This is a genomic window from Tahibacter amnicola, from assembly GCF_025398735.1.
Lineage (GTDB): Bacteria > Pseudomonadota > Gammaproteobacteria > Xanthomonadales > Rhodanobacteraceae > Tahibacter > Tahibacter amnicola.
The window spans coordinates 4913226-4931274 of record NZ_CP104694.1 but is presented as its reverse complement, the minus strand read 5'-3'; the positions used below and the strand labels follow the sequence as shown (position 1 = coordinate 4931274).

Here is an 18049-nt window from a genome sequence, read left to right as displayed (position 1 = left end):
CGCATCCGCGCCGCGTGCGTTACGGTGAAGACGACCCCTCCCGGTGACGACCATGTCCTGCCTTCGCTTTGGCCCTGTTCTTCTGCTGGCGGCGATTGCCCAGCCAGCGCTGGCTTCCCATACGCTCTGTACGTTTTCCGGCAGCCAGGGGGCGGAATACTACGAACTGGAATTCATCGGCGATGAGGAAGCAGAGCCGGTAATCGTCTTCAGTGCAACGTCCATCGGCGGCAGGCGCCTCACGCTGGAGCGGGCCGATACGGTGCTCGAACGATTTTCGCGCGGAGAACGCAGTGTCAGCCTGTCATTTCGCGGCCGCGGTGATGCGTCACAGCCGCCATCGTTTCGCCTTGTCGGCGCCAACGGTAGTGCCAGGCTGACGATTGGCGAGAAGGCTATTGAGGGAAGCCTGGACTGCGAATCCTGACTCACCGGTGCCGGATAATCGCCAATGCCGGCACCCAGGCGCGATGTCGCTCCGCACCACTGGCCGCCGTCTCATGGTGGCAGGGTCGCAAAAGCGGTGTGTCGCCATTGCGCATTGCAGGACGCAGGCAGGAAGCCTTCGGCCAAGCGATCCGCGCTGCAGGCAACAGGTGCCTGAATCACCGTCGGAGAACCGCATGCGTTCGCTTATTTCACGTCTTTTGTTCGGCCTGTGCGCCATTTCGCCATTCGCTATGGCGGCACCACCCGGTGACCTGGCGTTGACGCCGGTCGTCACCTCCGGAATCGGATCACCGATCGCGATCCGTCACGCGGGCGATGGCAGTGGTCGATTGTTCATCGCCGGCCGCTACGGCCAGATCTGGATCAAGCCGGCGGGATCCAGCTCCGTGCTGGCCACCCCCTTCATCAATCTCAGTGGAACCGCTCCGTTCGGGCTTTCGATCAGTGGCGAAGGTGGGCTGCTGTCGATGGCCTTCCATCCGAACTACGCCAGCAACCGGCTGTTCTACGTGCACTACACCGACGGTAGCGGCGACACCGCCGTCGTGCGCTACACCGCGTCGGCCGCCAACCCGAATATCGCGGATACGGCGACCGCGCAGGTTGTAATTCGCATCGACCAGGACTCCAACTACCACAAGGGCGGCGATCTGCACTTCGGGCCGGATGGCTACCTGTATGTGTCGCTGGGAGACGGTGCCGGCGGCAACGGCACCGACGGCTGCAACCGCGCCCAGACTCTGCGGCCGTCGCAGCTGGCTGCGAATGACGCCAACCACAGTGACTGTCCCGCGGATGCCGCGTTCACCAACAGCGGTGGCAGCACGCGTTCGCGTGCCCTGCTGGGCAAGATCCTGCGCATCGATGTGAACCAGACGACGGCGGCAGGCACGAATGAACTATGCGCGGCCAATGCCAACGGCTCGGCCAACTACGGTATTCCGGCTGGCAATCCGTACGCGGGTACCGCTGGAACTGCCGGCAATTGCGACGAGATCTGGGCCTACGGACTGCGCAATCCCTTCCGCTTCAGCTTTGATCGGCAGACCGGCCAGATGTTCATCGGTGATGTCGGCGAATCGCAGATGGAAGAGATCGACATGGCTGCGCCCGGCACCGGCGGCGTGAACTACGGCTGGGACTTGTGCGAGGGTACCAGTGGCAACTGCGCCGGCAGCACGCCGCCGATCCTGACCTACACGCACACGGCCAACGCGGGGCCCTGCGCCTCCGTGACTGGTGGCGTGCGATACCGCGGAGCGATCAGCGGCATGTCCGGCACATACATCTACGCGGACTTCTGCAGCGGCCGCATCCATTTCGGCGTGCAGAACGGCGGTACGTGGAGCAGTACGCAGTGGCAGGACGGCACTGATCTTCTGTACACCGGCTTCGGTGAGGACGAGGCCGGCGAGGTCTACCTGACGGAGATGGATGGCGACCGCGTGCTGCGTTTCACGTCGTCGCAGACAGATGTGATCTTTGCAGACGGATTTGGCGACTAGACGTGGGAAGGGACAAGCCCAGCCGGGGCTTGTCCCTTCGTTCACTGCGTGCCGCCCTCGTAACGCAGTTCCGCAACGACCGTGCGTGCCGGATACGGATGGAATACCCAGTAGCGTTTGTCAGCGAGGTTGTCGATACCGAAGCCAAGCTTCCAGCCCTCGCGTACCTTCCAGGTGGCCTTTGCGTCGAACACGGTGAACGCCGACGCTGCGCCAAAGGTGTTGCCGTTGTAGTCGACGTTGTCGAGCGTATTCCACTGGCGGCCGGAATGCCGTGCCGCCAGTGTCAGCGACAGATCATCCCGTGCATGCCAGGTCGCCAGGAGGTTCGCCCGCGTCCGCGGAATGCGCAGCGGTCGCTTGCCTTCGGCCGGCGTGTATTTGGTGTTGCGTAGAACCTTGGCATCGTTCACCGCCGCACTGGCCTGAAATTCCAGTTCCGGCGCGGGTGACCATTGGCCGGCGATCTCGATACCGCGATTTCGCGTCCGTTCGACGTTCTGGATGTTTGTCACCGTCGGCGTGACAGTGAGGTTCGTCTGCGATTGAAGGGTGTCGCGGATATCGTCCTCGAACAGGGTGATGCGCACGTCGCCTTGCCGGAACACGCCTTCCGCGGCCAGCTCCTTGGAGTAGCTGCGTTCCGGACGGAGGTTCGGGTCGGCGTTGACGATGGCGTTGGCGCTGAGCGAACCCTGGAACAGTTCGGAAACCGTCGGGAAGCGCACCGCCTTGCCGACGCTGGCGCGCCAGCGCCAGTAATCGGTCGCCTGCCAGGACAGCGCCGCCTTGGGCGACAGCGCAGATTCGCGGCGCTGCGGATACCAGGCCAGCTGGTTCGTCTTGCCACGCACACCCTGGTAGGCCTGCCAGTGTTCGAAACGAATGCCGGCCAGCGCAGTCCAGTCGGGTGCGAACGGCCATTCGTCCTGGACATAGCCGGCGTATGTGCGGGCTTTGCCGGCGAAGCGATCGGTGGGCAGGTGCGCCGGAGTTCCTTCGCGCCAGTCGGCAATGCCGAAGACGCGCTGGTCCAGCGCGTAATGATCCAGATGGAACCCGGTGCGCAGGTGATGTGAGGCCACGTCGCCGGCGAGCTTGATATCCAGCGTGCTCCAGCCCGTGCCGTCGCCATCGGCGATCGTGCCGGGTATCGGATCGACTGCATCCGGCGGGCGCAGCGCGGAACGCAGACGGTTTTCCGCCACGCGATAGCGAGAGGCCAGAACCTGCGTGGACCACGCCGGTGTCAGCTGCCAGGTGAGTGAGCCGGCGTACTGGTAGTGCTGTTCCGTGCCGTGCTGCGGCGAGAAGGTACTGTCGCCGATGCGGATGCCGCGTCCGTCGGGCAGGCGCCAGTCACCGCGGTAGACGACGTGTCCCTGCGCGTTGCGCAGGAACGATGCCGCGTCGCGCCGGTAGTCGTTGTGCCAACCGCCGAGGACGAATTCAAGCGTGGCATCGTCCGTCAGGTCGGCGGCGAATTTCACCTTTGCCGTGGATTGCCGGGTATGTTCGATACCGGTGGGGCCGAGCACGATGCGGTTGCGGCCCTGTGGGTCCTGGTCGAGCCGCGCGCCGTAGACTGCGGGCAGCGCCGACGGATCCGTCGTCAGCAACGACGGCGTGGCGTATTGCATCGGATGGGCATGCGTGTCGAGGGCGTTGGCCGCGACAAACCAGCGGAACCTTCCGTCGCCCGCGCCCGCCGAGGCGGCGGCGCGTTGGCCCTGGTAGGTGTCGGCATGGCCGTAGTCGTCGCGAAAATACTGGCCGAAGGCCTGCACATCCGCTGTCGCGGTCAGGTCGCGTGGGTAGCGCGTGGTGATTTCGACGGTCGTACCCATGGAATTGCCAGGCAGTTCCGCGGCGAACGGACCGTACAAAATCGCAAAGTTCTGTATTTCACCCGGCGACACCATGCCCCAGCGCGGCGGGTTGAAACTGGCGCCCAGGAGATCCGAGATCAGCAGGCCGTCGACGTAGACCAGCGAGCGCGACCCGCTGGTCGTGGTGTTGCTGCGGCCGCCGATCAGTGCGTTGCGGTCGCCGATATAGCGAGACCTCACCGTGAGGTTTGGCGCGTAGCGCAGGTAGTCCTCGCTGCCGACGATGTTGGATTGGTCTGCGCGTTTGCGATCGAGCTCGACGATGCTGGCGCTGTGGCGGCTTTTGCGCAGCCGCTGCTCGCGGCGTTCGACCGCGGTGGCCTCGACATCGACGGTCGCGAGCACGTCGGTTACCGGGACGGGCTCGGCACTGGTGGTGGGGGCAGCCAGTGTGGCCAGGGTCAGCGCGATGGCCAGGGGTAGGGGGATCGAATCCATTCGAGAGCCTGCGACAAAAGGCGCCGCACCTTAGCGTTGACGGCGCGCGGCCACGATGCGGTGCGTGGTCGCAGGCCCCCGGGGCGGTGCCGGAGCCGTGCCCCGGGAGGCATGACCAATGGCACCCATGACTAATGAGGGATTCGCTAGTGTGAAACTGACAATAGCATTCACTCCACGCTATACGGGGGTGAGCAAATGACCGAGACAGAGTCGCATCGCAAGAAATTCGAGCGCGAGCTGAGTGCCGGTACGGTGTCCCTGGTGCTGCTGGCCGTGCTTGCCGGGGCGTCAGAGCCAATGTACGGCTACCAGATCGCCAAGCGCCTGGAGCAGACCGCCGACGGCGTTCTGATGGGCAAGCAGAGCGCGCTGTACCCGGTGCTTCGCAATCTCTGTGCCTCGGGCCTGCTGGCGAGCGAGGTCGAGCCCTCGGTTGCCGGGCCGCCGCGACGCTACTACCGGATCACCGAGCTGGGACGCACGGTGCTGGGGGAATGGGGAGTGGCCTGGTCTGCCACACGCAATTTCGTTGATGTCGTCCTAGGGGAATTGAAATGAGCCAATCGATGCCGCGCACCATCAACGAATACCTGGAACAGCTGCGCTATGCGCTGCGCAGCGAGGATCCGGCGCTGATCCAGGATGCGCTCTACGACGCGGAAGACCACCTGCGCTCGGAATTCGCGGAAAACCCGAACGTGCCGCCAGCGGAACTGCTGGCACGCATCGCTTCCAGCTACGGTGCGCCGGACGAGGTGGCCGATATCTACCGTGACAAGGAACGTGTGGTGCAGAGCGCGCTCAAGCCGCCGGCACCGCCGGTGCGGACTTCGGCCCTGGCGAAATTCTTCGGCGTAGCGGCGGACCCGCGCGCCTGGGCGGCGACGATCTACATGCTGATGGCTATGCCGCTGGGCATTTTCTACTTCACGTGGGCGGTGACGGGGCTTTCCCTGTCGCTGGGCATGATGATTCTGGTGATCGGCCTGCCGTTGACGGTGCTGTTCCTGGCCACCGTGCGCGTGATTTCACTGGTGGAAGGACGACTGGTCGAAGTCATGCTGGGCGAGCGCATGCCGCGCCGGCCGATCTACGCGCAGCGTGGACTGACGCTCGTAGAGCGCGTGAAACAGCTGTTCACCGATACCCGTACCTGGACGACCCTGTTCTACATGACGCTGATGATGCCGCTGGGTATCGTGTACTTCACGACGGCAGTAGTCGGTTTCACACTCGGGGCGTCTTTGTTCCTCAACCCGATTGTGAGTCTGTTCTGGGATATCGGCCTGCTCAACATCGATGGCGAAGTCTTCAATCTTCCGCTGGTGCTGCAACCGTTGCAGATGATCCTCGGCATCGTCCTGCTGTTCGCCATGCTGCACCTGGCACGCGGCGTGGCCAAGGTGCAGGGCGCGTTCGCCAAGCACCTGCTGGTACAGGCGGGCTGAAAGCGCGGCCTCCACGCCGTATGTTGAGAATGTATTGCCCCGGTCCGTGCGACCGGGGCAAGCTTTGCGGCCCCTTCCTGCTGCCGGATGTGCCGTGAGCGACGCCGATTCCACCGCCGTACCCGCCATGACGACGCCGCAGCGGCTGCGTTCCATCGTCAGTGGATCGATCGGCAATCTGGTCGAGTGGTATGACTGGTACGCCTATTCGGCCTTCTCCCTGTATTTCGCCAGCGTGTTCTTCCCCAAGGGTGACCAGACCGCCCAGCTGCTCAACGCGGCGGCCGTGTTTGCCGTGGGATTCCTGATGCGTCCGCTGGGCGGCTGGCTGCTGGGCCTGTACGCCGATCGCCACGGCCGCAAGGCGGCGCTGATGCTCTCGGTGCTGATGATGTGCTTCGGCTCGCTGATCATCGCCGTGACGCCCGGTTACGCGCAGATCGGCGTGCTGGCGCCGGTGCTGCTGGTGTTCGCCCGCATGGTGCAAGGGCTGAGCGTGGGCGGCGAATACGGTACCTCGGCGACCTACCTGAGCGAGGTCGCATCGCGTGAACATCGTGGATTCTGGTCCAGCTTCCAATATGTCACATTGATCAGCGGGCAGCTGCTGGCCCTGGGGGTATTGATCGTCCTGCAGCAATGGATACTCACACCGGAACAACTGCAGGCCTGGGGCTGGCGCATTCCATTCGTGCTGGGTGCCGTGGCGGCGCTGGTGTCGTTGTACCTGCGCCGGACCATGCACGAAACCACCGCCTTCCAGCGCGCACCGACGCAGCCCGGATCCCTGATGCGGCGGTTGCTGGCCCATCCGCGCGAACTGCTGACTGTTGTCGGCTTGACGATGGGCGGTACGCTGGCGTTCTACACGTACACGACCTACACGCAGAAGTTCCTGGTCGTGAGCGTGGGAATGAGCAAAGACACGGCGACGGCGATCAATGCGGCCACGCTGTTCGTCTTCATGCTGCTGCAGCCGGTGGTGGGCGCGCTGTCGGATCGCGTCGGGCGCCGGCCGATCCTGATCGCCTTTGGCGTACTGGGCGTGCTGGCGACCGTGCCGATTTTCCGGATGCTGGCCAGCAGCGTGGATGCCCTCGGCGCCTTCCTCTGGATCACCCTCGCGCTGGTGATCGTCAGTGGCTACACGGCGATCAACGCGGTGGTGAAGGCGGAACTGTTTCCCGTGGAGATCCGCGCGCTGGGCGTGGGGCTTCCCTATGCAGTGACGGTCTCCGTGTTCGGAGGCACGGCGGAACTCCTGGCGCTATGGTTCAAGCAGCATGGGTTCGAGGCGGGTTTCTACTGGTACGTCACGGCCTGCATCGGTGTTTCGCTGCTAGTGTATCTGTGGATGCCCGATACGCGGGCGACATCCCGGATCGATCGCGATGCGTAAGACGTAGCACGCCAACTGAGACGTGCGTCCGGATTTTTCGCGGGAAATGCGGCAATCAGCCGCGCGGCACGCCTTTGGCAGTTCGATGCAAGTGCCGTTTGCGCGTGTTTTTGCGCCGATTCGACAAATGTTCTGTTCGCTTTGGTCTGCTTAGACGTTCTCATCGGTTCACGTTAAGCTACCGAAGTTTTTTCCCCGGAAGGACAGAACATGGGTAAATCGCAATTGTGGGTGGCGCTGTGGGCGGCCGGCGCATTTGGTGCCGCAGCAGTGCTGGATCCGTCGGCGCGCGCCGTTGCTGCTGGAGCGGTGAGCACCGAGGCGCAGGACCAGGCCGGCAGCGAAACGGAACTGGAAACCGTCACGGTGGTAGGTTCACGCCGTTACGGCCGTTCTTCCGAAACGGTGACGCCGGTACCGGTCGACGTGCTGCCCATGGCTGACGTCGCCGCCAAGAGCCCACAATTCGACGTAGCCCAATCGCTGCAGTTCATCGCGCCGTCTTTCAACTCCACGCGCCAGACCGGCGCGGACAACGCGGACCTGGTCGACTCGGCCATGCTGCGTGGTCTGGGTTCTGACCAGACCCTGGTCCTGCTGAACAACAAGCGCCAGCACCAGGCGGCCATCGTCAACATCTTCGGTGCGCGCAACCGCGGCAATACCGGTACCGACTTCAACACGATCCCGCCGCTGGCGATCGACCGCATCGAAATCCTGCGCGACGGCGCGGCCGCCCAGTATGGCTCGGACGCTATCGCCGGCGTAGTGAACGTCGTCCTCAAGAAAGAAGCCGGCTGCGAGGGCGTGGTGGGCTTTGGCCAGTACTCGCGTGGCGACGGGGAGAACACGCTGGCTTCCTCCTACTGTGGCTTCGAGCTCGACAACGGCGGCGTGATCGCGCTGACCGGCGAGTACCTCAAGCGTGGACGTTCCGATCGTTCCGAACCGCGCGGCAGCCCGCGCACGATCGGCGACACCAAGATGGACAACCGCACCCTGTTCCTCAACGGTGAGATTCCGCTGGGTGACGTTGCCCACTTCTATTTCACCGGCGGCTACCAGGATCGCTACGCCTCGTCGGCCGCGTTCGCACGCGGCGGCATTGGCAGCGACGACATCCCCTCGCGCAATTCGGCGGCGATGTATCCGAACGGCTTCGTGCCGTACATCAACGGTGATCTCGTCGACCACAGCCTTATCGCCGGCGTCTGGGGCGAGATCGGCGGCTGGCGCGCCGACGTGTCGCAGACCTACGGCTACAACGAACTGCTCAACGACATCAGCAACACGCTGAACGCATCGATCGCGAACGAGGATGTCATCCTCGGCGGTCCGGGCCTGTCGCCGACCAAGTTCGATGCCGGCGGCTACGCGTTCACCCAGTACACCACCAACGTCGATTTCAGCCGCTACCTCGACAGCGTGCTCGCGGGCACCAACGTGGCCTTCGGCCTGGAGCGCCGCCGCGAGCAGTACGAAATCTTCGCCGGTGAGCGCGGGTCGTGGGATGACTACGACGGCGCGGGCGGTGGCAACGCCGGCAGCCAAGGGTATCCGGGCTTCCAGCCGGCCGATGAGACCGATTCGAGCCGCACCAGCTGGGCCGCCTACGCCGACTTCGAATTCAACTGGACCGACCGCTTCATGACCGGTGCGGCGGTGCGCTTCGAAGACTACGACGACTTCGGCAGCACCACGACCGGAAAGCTGACGTCCTCGTTCAAGGCGACCGATACCTTCCTGCTGCGTGGCTCGGCCAGCACGGGCTTCCGCGCGCCGTCGCTGCAGCAGCGTGATTTCCAGTCGACCTACACCGAGTTCGTCGGTGGCGAGCCGCTGGATATCCTGCTCGCCCGCAACGGCAGCGCCATCGCCAACGAAGCCGGTGTCGACCCGCTGCGCGAAGAGGAAGCCACCAGCTTCACCCTGGGCTTCACCTGGAGTCCGCTGGACAACCTCACCTTCACGCTGGACGGCTACCGCATCGATATCGACGACCGCGTCGTGCTGTCGGGCCAGTTCGGCGTCGACAGCGAGGCCATCACCGAGAACCTGCGTAACCAGCTGATCGCCGAAGGCGTTGGCGCGGCGGCGTTCTTCGTGAACGCGGTCGATACGCGTACCACGGGTATCGACCTGACCATCGCACACAACACGGAAGTCGGCGATGGCCAGCTCACGACCTATTTCGCCCTCAACCACGGCAAGACCGACATCCGTCGCGTCAATGTGCCCGCGCCGCTGCTGGCCGTGCCCGCAGGTGCCGAGACGTTCCTGTCGGATCGCGAACGCCGCTTCATCGAGGACGGTGCGCCCAACACCAAGGCCACGCTGACCTTCGACTACGCCGTCGGCCCCTGGGATGCGATGTTCAAGATCATCCACTTCGGTTCGCAGACGCTGGGATCGTTCTCCGGTCCGCCGGTGTTCCTCAATTACGGCGCGAAGACTTCGGCGGACGTCAGCCTGAGCTATGCCTTCACCGAGAACACCAAGCTCACGCTCGGCGCCGCGAACATCTTCGACACGTTCCCGGACCGCCAGAACCCGGACGAAACCGACAACGGCCACGTCTACGACAGCGTGCAGTTCGGCCTGAACGGGACATCGTACTTCGCCCGGTTCTGGGTCAAGTTCTGATCCAGCTGCTGTACGGCAGTACCGCGAAAACCCGCGCCGAAAGGCGCGGGTTTTTTATGGCGCTCATGGCGCCTGTCCCTGGGCGGGTGTTCACCATCCGCGCGGGTACAGTCAAGACGCCCGGCGGCGATCGCCATCGACGTGCAACGCTGACTAGAATCGGGTTTCCGACAACCGCGAGGTGCAGCGTATGAACCGTGTCGATGGAAAGACGTGGCGGGTGATCCGCGTGACTCAGCCTGGCCTGGCACTGTGCCTGGCCGTGGCGGCCTCGCTGGCAGGTGCGGAGCCGGCGCCACCGGAGAAACCCAGGACCATGACCGATGTCCTCGCGGCGTCCAAGCCGTCCGACTGGCGCCCGCTGGATCCTGCGAACACCCTGTACCTGGACATCGCCGCCGGCCGCGTCGTCATCGAGCTGGCGCCCCGCTACGCGCCGCAGCATGTGGCGAACATCAAGGCGCTGGTGGCGGAGAAATACTTCGACGGCATTCCGTTCATCCGTTCGCATGACAACTATGTGGTGCAGTGGGGTGATCCCAACGGCGGTGACAAGGAAAAGGCCAAGCCGATCCGCACGGCCAAGCGGCATCTGCCGGCGGAATTCTCGCGCCCGATCGACAAGGCGCTGCCGTTCACGCCGCTGCCCGACGGCGACGTATATGCGCCGGAAGTCGGCTGGTCCGATACTTTTCCCGTAGCGCGTGATCCCGAGGCCGGGCAAACCTGGCTGGCGCACTGCTATGGCACCATCGGTGCAGGCCGTGACAACGCGCCTGACAGCGGTGGCGGCACCGAGCTGTACGTGACCATCGGCCATGCACCGCGTCACCTGGACCTTAATGTCACCCTCGTGGGACGGGTCGTGCAGGGAATGGAATTGCTGTCCGCGCTGCCGCGTGGCACGGCGGCGCTGGGCTTCTACGACAAGCCCGAGCAGTACGTTCCGATCAAGTCACTGCGGTTGGCAGCGGACGTGCCGGAAGCGGAGCGGACGAAGCTGGAAATCCTGCGCACCGATACCGAGACCTTCACGGCACTGGTGGAGACACGCCGCAACCGTCGTGACGAGTGGTATCTCAAGCCTGCCGGAAAGGTGGAGTTGTGCAACGTCCCGCTGCCGGTACGGGCGATCGGAAAGGCCGCGCAGAAGTAAGGCGCTCTGTACCCCTGGATCGCCCCAAGGGCAATCCGGGGGGCGGGAGGGTAGCAGGGTCGGCTCGCTCAGCCCGCGATGGCGTGTGACTCGCGCGCCGTCGCTGCCTGCACGGCGGTCGAGCGTGACGGCGTTGCATCGCTGCCGAGGAGTCGCCCGAGTTCGACCAGCGGCATCGGCTTTCTTACCCATTCGATGCCCCAGTCTTCCGGCAGCCGGTCACCCTGGCTGCTGGGTGGGGAGGCGCTATGGATCAGGCAGCGTGGTGACGGCCGCGGACCACATTCGTCGCGGATGCGACGGATCAGGTCGATGCCGTTCTCCCGGTCCAGGTGCAGGTCGATCAGCACTGTATCGGGCTGGAAATCGCGCCAGGTGACCAGGGCGTCGTCGATGGTGGCGGCGACGCGGTGATCGATATTGAGCGATTCGAGTTGAGCCGACAGCAGCTCGCGAATAGCGCTGTCGTCGTCCACCAGCAGCACGCGCATGCCGGAGTTCTCCGCAGTCAGGGGGACTTCGGCATTGGCCGGGGCGGCCGTTACCGACAGGGGAATGGCGAACTCAAAACGACTGCCATGGCCGGGCGCCGATTGCACCTGCAGGCGCCCGCCCAGTTTTTCGACCAGCTGGCTGGCAATGGAAAGGCCCAGGCCCGCACCGCGCTGGCCGCGTACCACCGCGCCGCGCTCGAAGGGGCAGAGCAGGCGTTGCAGTTCCGGTTCGGCGATGCCCGGGCCTGTATCGCTGATCGCAAAGCGCGTGCGGCCGTCGACGTCTGGCATCGCTTCGAGCAGCACCTCGCCGCGCTCGGTGAACTTCACGGCGTTGCCCAGGAGATTGGTCAGCACCTGCTGCAGGCGCTCGGCGTCGCCGCTGACCCAGGTCGGCGTGGATGGCGACATGACCATGCGCAGGCCCAGCGGACGCCCGGCGACCTCCGCCTGGAACAGACGGATCACGTTGGCCAGCAGTTGCGGCAGGTCGAACGCGCGGTCGCGCAGTTGTACGCGGCCCAGGGCGAGCTGGGAGTGATCGAGGTAGTCCTCCGCCGTGTGCACCAGGCCTGCCGTCGTGGCGCGGGCGGTCTCGAGCAGACCGCGGGCGCGCGGGTCTGCCGTGCGGTGCAATGCCATGTCGATCAGCCCGCCGATGGCCGCCAGCGGATTGCGGATCTCGTGCGCGGCCATGGCGAGCATCTCGGCACGGCTGCGGTTGGCCTGGGTCAGCGCCGCATTCAGCCGCTTGAGAAGATTCAGACGCAGCACCACCAGCAGCACGCCGAGGAAACCGATGGCTGTGGCGGCCAGCAGAATCAGCGCGTAGTAGCTGGCACGGGATTGCTCATGGGCCGTCTTGGCCTCCGCCGCGGACAACCGCAGCGCTTGCATTTCTGCCTCTTGCTTGAGCTCGAAGATTTCACGCTCGCGCACCTGGCTGCCGTAGTGGGCTTCCAGCTCCAGTGCGGCGCGATCGACTTCCGCGGTGCTCAGGCGGGCGTTGAGCGCGATCAGTTCGCGCAGCGCCGCCAGCGACACGGTGGGCTGGCCGGCGCGTTCGGAGATGCGCGCTTTCGCGTCCAGTAACGAGGCGGTCAATCGGCCGAGTTCGCGCTTGCGGCTTTCGGCCAGGGCCAGTTCCAGCTCGTCGAGGGCTTCGGCGTTGCGGCCCAGAGCTGCGAGCGCCTCGGCCACGTTGTGGCGTGAGGCGATCGTGTGTTGAAGCTTCCCGGCAGCCAGTTCGTGGGCGAGGGCGCGTCGGGAATACTCCAGGGCCAGCTGGGGCTTGCCGCTGGCCAGGTAGAGGGCGCTGAGGTTGTCATCCAGCAACGCGACGCCGCCGGTCGTGCCCAGGGCCACCAGTCGTGCGCGGGCGGACTTGGCCAGCTCGATCGCGCGGGTGATGTCGCCGGTTTTCTGGTACTGCCACTGCAGCAGGTTTTCGGTCCGCGCCAGCTCGTATTCCCGCTTGAGGCCCGGCCAGGCCTGGTAGGCGCGCAGGCAATGGGGTTGCGCCGCATCGGGCCGGCCGGCGGTCAGCAGGGCGTCGCAGACCTCCGTATCGGCCAGCGCGTGCCAGTAGGGATCATCCAGGGCGCGCAGGCGGGCGGCCGATTCATGCGCCAGCTCCAGTCCGCGCTTGACCTGGTCCTTCTCGAGCAGCACCTGGGCGCGGAGCAGTCCGGCCAGGGCACTGGCGCTGGGAAGGGCCGTTTCCCCGGCAAGGGCGTCCAGCGCACCGGCGACGGATTCGACTTCGACCTCGGAAACCTGCGACGCCGCGCGGCTCATGTCGATCAGGATGGACTGCCGCTGCTCCGGCGCCAGATTCGGCTCGGCCAGCTTTTCGCGCCCGCGGATGAGGGCTTCCTGCGGCGCATCGAGCGCCAGCCGCTGGAACTCCGACGGAGCCGGCGCCGAAGCGACGGTCAGCAGGAGTGTCAGGCCGGTGGCGAGTGCGAAGCAGTTCATGCGCGGGTGACGACTAGCCCTGGCTCCAGTGCGGTGGCTGATGCACACGCCGGCCTCTCGGAGCGGCGTATGGTCGAGTACAAAAACGCATTTTGCCCAAGATGCGGCGGAAACTACAAATTCCAGATGCCGGCCGACCGTTCACGCCCGCCGGAACGGCGCTGCGCATCGGATGGATGGCCAGATTGGAGATGCTTGCCTTCATTTCCCCCCTTCCCAGGGCCGTGGTCAGCCCGCGAGCGGGGTGGCCATGTCGTGCTGTCGGATGAAATCACGCACTTCCGGATAGACCACCTGGCGCCACCGGCCGCCGCTGAAAATGCCGTAGTGGCCCGCGCCCTTGACGGTCAGGTGCTGCCTGGATCGGGGTTCGATGCCAGTGCACAGGTCGTGCGCCGCCTCGGTCTGACCCAGGCCGGAGATGTCGTCCAGTTCCCCTTCGATGGTGAACAGCGCGGTCTGGCGGATGTCAGACGGGCGGACGCGCTGTCCGCCGACGTCCCAGAGCCCCCGTGGCAGCAGGTGTTGCTGGAACACGGTATTGATCGTGTCGAGGTAGTACTCCGCGGGCATGTCGAGCACCGCGTTGTATTCGTCGTAGAACTTGCGGTGCGACTCGGCGTCCTCGAGATCGCCCTTGAGCAGATCTTCGTAAAAGTCCCAGTGCGAGCTCAGATGCCGGCCCGGATTCATGGCGATGAATCCCGCGTGTTGCAGGAAGCCAGGATAAACCCGCCGGCCATGTCCCGGGTAGTTCGGCGGCACGTCGTGGATGACGGTCGACTCGAACCAGCCCAGGGGTTTGGTGGTGGCCAGGTCGTTCACCTTGGTGGGGCTGCGGCGGGTATCGATCGGGCCGCCCATCATGGTCATCGAACGAGGGGTGGTCTCGCCCTTGGAGGCCATCAGCGAGATGGCAGCCAGCACCGGCACGGTGGGCTGGCAGACCGAGATCACGTGCAGGTTCTTCGCGCCGATGTGGCGGATGAATTCCTGGATGTAGCCGATGTAGTCGTGCAGGTGGAACGCGCCTTCACTGCGCGGCACCATGCGGGCGTCGATCCAGTCGGTAATGTATACTTTGTGATCCTGCAGCAGTGTGCGCACGGTGTCACGAAGGAGCGTGGCATGGTGGCCGGACAGCGGCGCCACCACCAGCACGACGGGATCATCCTTCAGATCAGCCACGGTGGCCGGATCGTCCGTGAACCGCTTGAAACGGATCAATTTGCAGAAGGGCTTGGCCAGCGCGGTGTATTCAATGATGGGCACTTCATGCCCGTGTGCGTTCACCGTGCGGATGCCGAACTCGGGTTTTTCGTAGTCCTTGCCCAGCCGATAGAACAACTCGTAGCCGGCCGCCACGCGCGGTGCGCCGGGAACATGCGACAGCAATCCGCCCTTGGCACCCCACATCTTCGCGCCGGCTTCGGCGAAATAGACCAGGGGGCTCAGCAGGGAGCGTTGGAACTCGTGCAAGTGGTACAGCATGGCGACACGACCAGGGGAGAAGTCAACAGGGAATTGTAGCCGCGTTTCTGGCAAGCAAGGCCCGTGCCGTGGTGGAGCGCATGGTGCAGTACTTCCAAGATCTACTGAGGCAACCGTTTCAAGGGTAGCCCAAGCGCGCGCGGCCGTCGTGACACAGGTCGGTTTTCCGACGTCGCCTGGTCGTCACGCTGTTGCCGTTTCGCGCGCCAGTCCGCGCAGGACGTTGGCGATGACCGCGTCCACCGCGGCTGCCGAGAGCGGTGCATGCCCCATCAGCAGACGGAAGAATACCGGGCCGTACAGGAGGTCCAGGGCGATGTCGGCGTCAAGGTCTGCGCGCAGTTCGCCAGCCTCAACCGCGCTGGCGAGCAGGGCGCGGCCTTCCTCCCGACGCGCCATCACGAAGTGATTGCGGAAGGCTTTGGCCAGCTCGGTGGCGCTGTCCGCGGCGGCGATGAGGCTCGCCGCATTGCGGCCGGACGGGGTGGCGAAGGCGGCCGCGACATCGCGCAAATGCTGGTGCAGCGCCGCCACGGGCGAGAGTGCCGGGGTGTCGGCACTGTCCGTGGGGACTTCGCTCATCAGGGCCGCCATGGCGACGGCGTGCCGGTCCGGCCACCAGCGGTACACCGTCGGCTTGCCGACGCCGGCCCGGGCTGCGACGGCTTCCATGGTCACCGCCCCTGGACCGCCGGCAGCCATCAGGTCGCGCGCGGCCGCAAGGATGGCCTGGCGCGCTTCCAGGTTACGCGGACGGCCCCGGGATCGTCGCGCCGGTTCCGGGGATTGTTCGGGCTTGACGGGGTCTGGCATTTTGGTAACGATACGTAACGTAATTATCTTCCCCTAGTCTAACGGAGGCGCAACATGGGTACCACGGCACCGGGTTATCACACGCTCACTCCCTATCTCATCGTTCGTGACGCAGCGGCCGCTATCGACTTCTACACCCGCGCCTTTGGCGCGCGCGAACTGTTCCGGCTGGCTGACCCGGCGAGCAAGGTCGGCCATGCGGAGCTGGCCATCGGCGATTCGCGTTTCATGCTGGCCGACGAATTCCCGGATTTCGGTGCACTGGGTCCCGGCTCGATCGGCGGCACGCCCGTGTGCCTGCACCTGTATGTGGCGGATGTGGACACCTTCTTCGCCGGCGCGGTGGCCTCCGGTGCGACGGAACTGCGTCCGGTGCAGGACCAGTTCTACGGCGACCGTGTCGGCATGCTCGTCGACCCGTACGGTCACAAGTGGTCGATCGCTACGCAGAAGGAAGTCGTGACGCCGGAAGAGATGCAACGCCGCTGGTCCGCCACCGCGGCCTGAACGTCTTTCGCGCACGCCTGCACGGTGCAGGCGTGATGCGGTTGGCGGAAGGCAAGAAATATCCTCGTGGCGTGACAGGGTATGCCGCTGCACGCCGTCCTCGGCTCCAGGAATTGTCCTCCTGGAGCCTCTGAAATGCCTGGATATCGCTGTCATACCCTGCTTGGCGCAACGTTGCTCGCTGCCCCGTTCCTGAGCGCGAGCGCCGCCGTGTTCACCGTCGGCAACGACGGAAGCTGCACCCATGATTCCATCCAGGCGGCGATCAATGCCGCCGCGGCCAACGGTCCGGGTGTCGACGACATTCGCATTTTGGCCGGCGTGCGCGAGGCCCAGGCCCTGCGCATTGCCGATCAGTCCGTGCAGATTTCCGGCGGCTGGCCCAGCTGCACGGCCAGCGCGCCGGCCGGTGTGACCGAGTTGCACGGCGGCCAGGGCTCGGTCGTGCAGGTCCGTGGTGCCGGTGGGGGGGACGTACACACCGTGCATCTTTCGCGTTTGCGCCTGACCCAGGGTAACGGCGGCGATGATGGCCGTGGTGGTGGCCTGGATGCGGAAGGCGCGCTGCGCGTGGTGCTGGCGGATGTGGAGATCGACCACAACGAGGCCTTCCAGGGCGGTGGTGGCGCCTTCATCGGCGGGCCGTCGTCGGGTTTCGGCGGCATCCTGGAACTGCACCGCGGTGTGGTGATTCATCACAACCGCGCCACCCAGGGTGCGGGTGCCCGGGGCGGCGGTATCCAGGTCGAACGCGCCTCGTTGCGGGTCCGTGCCGATGCGGTGGAAATTCGCGACAACGACGCGGTGTTCGGCGGCGGTATCCACGTGCAGCAGGGGCAGGTGAGCATCGGCAACTCGGGCGAACCGGAAGTGACACAGAATGCGACGGGCCTGCGGATCAGCGGCAATCATGCCCACATCGGCGGTGGCGTCTACGTTTTTGGCAGTGGCGCCCTGTTTGATGCCTATGAACTGCGGCTGGAAAACAATCGCGCCGACCAGTACGGCGGTGGCCTGTATGCCTCGGGCGGCGCGCAGATCCAGATCCAGCGCGATTATCCGAACGCGAACGCGGTGCAGTGCAGCGGTCCGGACTGCTCGCGTATCGCGGGCAACCAGGCGGGTGATGGCTGTCCTGGAACGCGAGGTCATGGCGGCGGTGTGTACCTGGACAACGCGCGCGCCTACATCTCGCAGACGGAATTCCGTGACAACTGTGCCTACGGCTCGCCGGCGCTGAACACCTGGGGCCCGTTCCTGCGTGTCAACAGCGTCCTGTTCGCGCGCAATCGCCTGACCGCCCGCGGTTTCGACCAGACCGGTGCCCAGACCGTGTCGATTTCCAGTCGCAACGGCGATCCCGCGCGGGATATTGAAATGAACTTTGCGACGTTTGCAGACAATGTCTTTGTTGGGGAGGGCGGCGCGACGACGCCGGCGACGTCCCTGTACGCGGCTTCCCCGGGTGACCGTTTCGTCATGCGCGCCAGCGCGTTCAAGGATCCGGTGCCATGGACGGTGACGTCGGCGGGCGCCTGCAATCGCTCCGGGCTGACGGGCGCGGAGTTCGTTGCTGGTGGAATCGGCAACTACCGCCCCGAGGCGGGCAGCCCACTGGTTGATGCCTGTTCGTCCACTGATGTGCCGGTCAACAGCCGTGACCCGGAATTGCGCGCGCGCTGCCTCGACAACCCGGTCCCAGACCGCGGCGGCACCTGTGATATCGGTGCCTACGAACGCGAAGCGGGAACACCGACGGATCGCTTGTTCGCCAACGGGTTTGAGTCGTGAAATCGTAGACCCAGCCAAAGGCGCGGGACACCGGGCGGGTGTCCC

At 65.2% G+C, this 18049-nt stretch carries 13 protein-coding genes; 9 read left to right on the top strand and 4 right to left on the bottom strand.

From position 1 onward, the window contains the following. The first annotated feature begins 52 nt into the window (after positions 1–52). Both N4264_RS19300 and N4264_RS19295 read left to right on the top strand, forming a co-directional pair. A complete protein-coding gene (locus N4264_RS19300; RefSeq protein WP_261693867.1) occupies positions 53–427 on the top strand; it encodes a hypothetical protein in 375 nt (124 codons plus the stop codon). Between the two features lie 196 nt (positions 428–623). Then, positions 624–1955 (top strand): PQQ-dependent sugar dehydrogenase, encoded by a 1332-nt coding sequence (locus N4264_RS19295; protein WP_261693866.1) that lies wholly within the window; start codon positions 624–626, stop codon positions 1953–1955. 41 nt (positions 1956–1996) lie between these two features. Here N4264_RS19295 and N4264_RS19290 read toward each other — a convergent pair whose 3' ends face one another. Continuing rightward, positions 1997–4282 carry a TonB-dependent receptor gene (locus tag N4264_RS19290; RefSeq protein ID WP_261693865.1) on the bottom strand — a complete coding sequence of 762 codons (2286 nt, stop codon included), beginning with the start codon at positions 4280–4282 and terminating at the stop codon, positions 1997–1999. 198 nt (positions 4283–4480) lie between these two features. On the opposite strand from N4264_RS19290, the gene N4264_RS19285 reads away from it, so the two are divergent. From N4264_RS19285 to N4264_RS19265, 5 genes are all read left to right on the top strand, one after another. Continuing rightward, complete coding sequence (locus N4264_RS19285; RefSeq protein ID WP_261693864.1) at positions 4481–4843, top strand: PadR family transcriptional regulator; 363 nt, start codon at positions 4481–4483, stop codon at positions 4841–4843. Further along, entirely contained in the window at positions 4840–5733 is an 894-nt protein-coding gene (locus N4264_RS19280) for a sensor domain-containing protein (protein WP_261693863.1), read from the top strand. The genes N4264_RS19285 and N4264_RS19280 overlap by 4 nt, the downstream gene beginning before the upstream one ends. 94 nt (positions 5734–5827) lie before the next feature. Beyond that, on the top strand, positions 5828–7132 hold the full coding sequence (locus N4264_RS19275; RefSeq protein ID WP_261693862.1) for an MFS transporter: 1305 nt from the start codon (positions 5828–5830) through the stop codon (positions 7130–7132). A 210-nt stretch (positions 7133–7342) separates the two neighbouring features. Beyond that, positions 7343–9775 (top strand): TonB-dependent receptor plug domain-containing protein, encoded by a 2433-nt coding sequence (locus N4264_RS19270; RefSeq protein WP_261693861.1) that lies wholly within the window; start codon positions 7343–7345, stop codon positions 9773–9775. A gap of 190 nt (positions 9776–9965) precedes the next feature. Then, a complete protein-coding gene (locus tag N4264_RS19265) occupies positions 9966–10931 on the top strand; it encodes a peptidylprolyl isomerase (RefSeq protein ID WP_261693860.1) in 966 nt (321 codons plus the stop codon). Positions 10932–10999: 68 nt separating this feature from the next. Here N4264_RS19265 and N4264_RS19260 read toward each other — a convergent pair whose 3' ends face one another. The 3 genes from N4264_RS19260 to N4264_RS19250 form a co-directional block, all read right to left on the bottom strand. Continuing rightward, positions 11000–13402, bottom strand: a complete 2403-nt coding sequence (locus N4264_RS19260; RefSeq protein WP_261693859.1) for an ATP-binding response regulator — start codon at positions 13400–13402, stop codon at positions 11000–11002. A gap of 228 nt (positions 13403–13630) precedes the next feature. Further along, positions 13631–14893 (bottom strand): polyhydroxyalkanoate depolymerase, encoded by a 1263-nt coding sequence (locus N4264_RS19255; protein ID WP_261693858.1) that lies wholly within the window; start codon positions 14891–14893, stop codon positions 13631–13633. Between the two features lie 183 nt (positions 14894–15076). Further along, the gene (locus N4264_RS19250) at positions 15077–15706 is read right to left on the bottom strand and encodes a TetR/AcrR family transcriptional regulator (protein ID WP_261693857.1); all 630 of its coding nucleotides are present in this window, start codon (positions 15704–15706) and stop codon (positions 15077–15079) included. Positions 15707–15760: 54 nt separating this feature from the next. Here N4264_RS19250 and N4264_RS19245 point away from each other — a divergent pair, with 54 nt between their 5' ends. Next, positions 15761–16213, top strand: a complete 453-nt coding sequence (locus tag N4264_RS19245) for a VOC family protein (RefSeq protein ID WP_261693856.1) — start codon at positions 15761–15763, stop codon at positions 16211–16213. A gap of 135 nt (positions 16214–16348) precedes the next feature. Continuing rightward, complete coding sequence (locus N4264_RS19240) at positions 16349–18004, top strand: hypothetical protein (protein WP_261693855.1); 1656 nt, start codon at positions 16349–16351, stop codon at positions 18002–18004. The last annotated feature ends 45 nt before the right edge of the window (positions 18005–18049 follow it).

Coding starts and splice junctions, on each gene's coding strand:
- N4264_RS19300 (WP_261693867.1), top strand. CDS start 53: ATGTCCTGCCTTCGCTTTGGCCCTGTTCTTCTGCTGGCGGCGATTGCC.
- N4264_RS19285 (WP_261693864.1), top strand. CDS start 4,481: ATGACCGAGACAGAGTCGCATCGCAAGAAATTCGAGCGCGAGCTGAGT.
- N4264_RS19240 (WP_261693855.1), top strand. CDS start 16,349: ATGCCTGGATATCGCTGTCATACCCTGCTTGGCGCAACGTTGCTCGCT.
- N4264_RS19290 (WP_261693865.1), bottom strand. CDS start 4,282: ATGGATTCGATCCCCCTACCCCTGGCCATCGCGCTGACCCTGGCCACA.
- N4264_RS19260 (WP_261693859.1), bottom strand. CDS start 13,402: ATGAACTGCTTCGCACTCGCCACCGGCCTGACACTCCTGCTGACCGTC.
- N4264_RS19250 (WP_261693857.1), bottom strand. CDS start 15,706: ATGCCAGACCCCGTCAAGCCCGAACAATCCCCGGAACCGGCGCGACGA.
- N4264_RS19295 (WP_261693866.1), top strand. CDS start 624: ATGCGTTCGCTTATTTCACGTCTTTTGTTCGGCCTGTGCGCCATTTCG.
- N4264_RS19245 (WP_261693856.1), top strand. CDS start 15,761: ATGGGTACCACGGCACCGGGTTATCACACGCTCACTCCCTATCTCATC.
- N4264_RS19280 (WP_261693863.1), top strand. CDS start 4,840: ATGAGCCAATCGATGCCGCGCACCATCAACGAATACCTGGAACAGCTG.
- N4264_RS19270 (WP_261693861.1), top strand. CDS start 7,343: ATGGGTAAATCGCAATTGTGGGTGGCGCTGTGGGCGGCCGGCGCATTT.
- N4264_RS19265 (WP_261693860.1), top strand. CDS start 9,966: ATGAACCGTGTCGATGGAAAGACGTGGCGGGTGATCCGCGTGACTCAG.
- N4264_RS19255 (WP_261693858.1), bottom strand. CDS start 14,893: ATGCTGTACCACTTGCACGAGTTCCAACGCTCCCTGCTGAGCCCCCTG.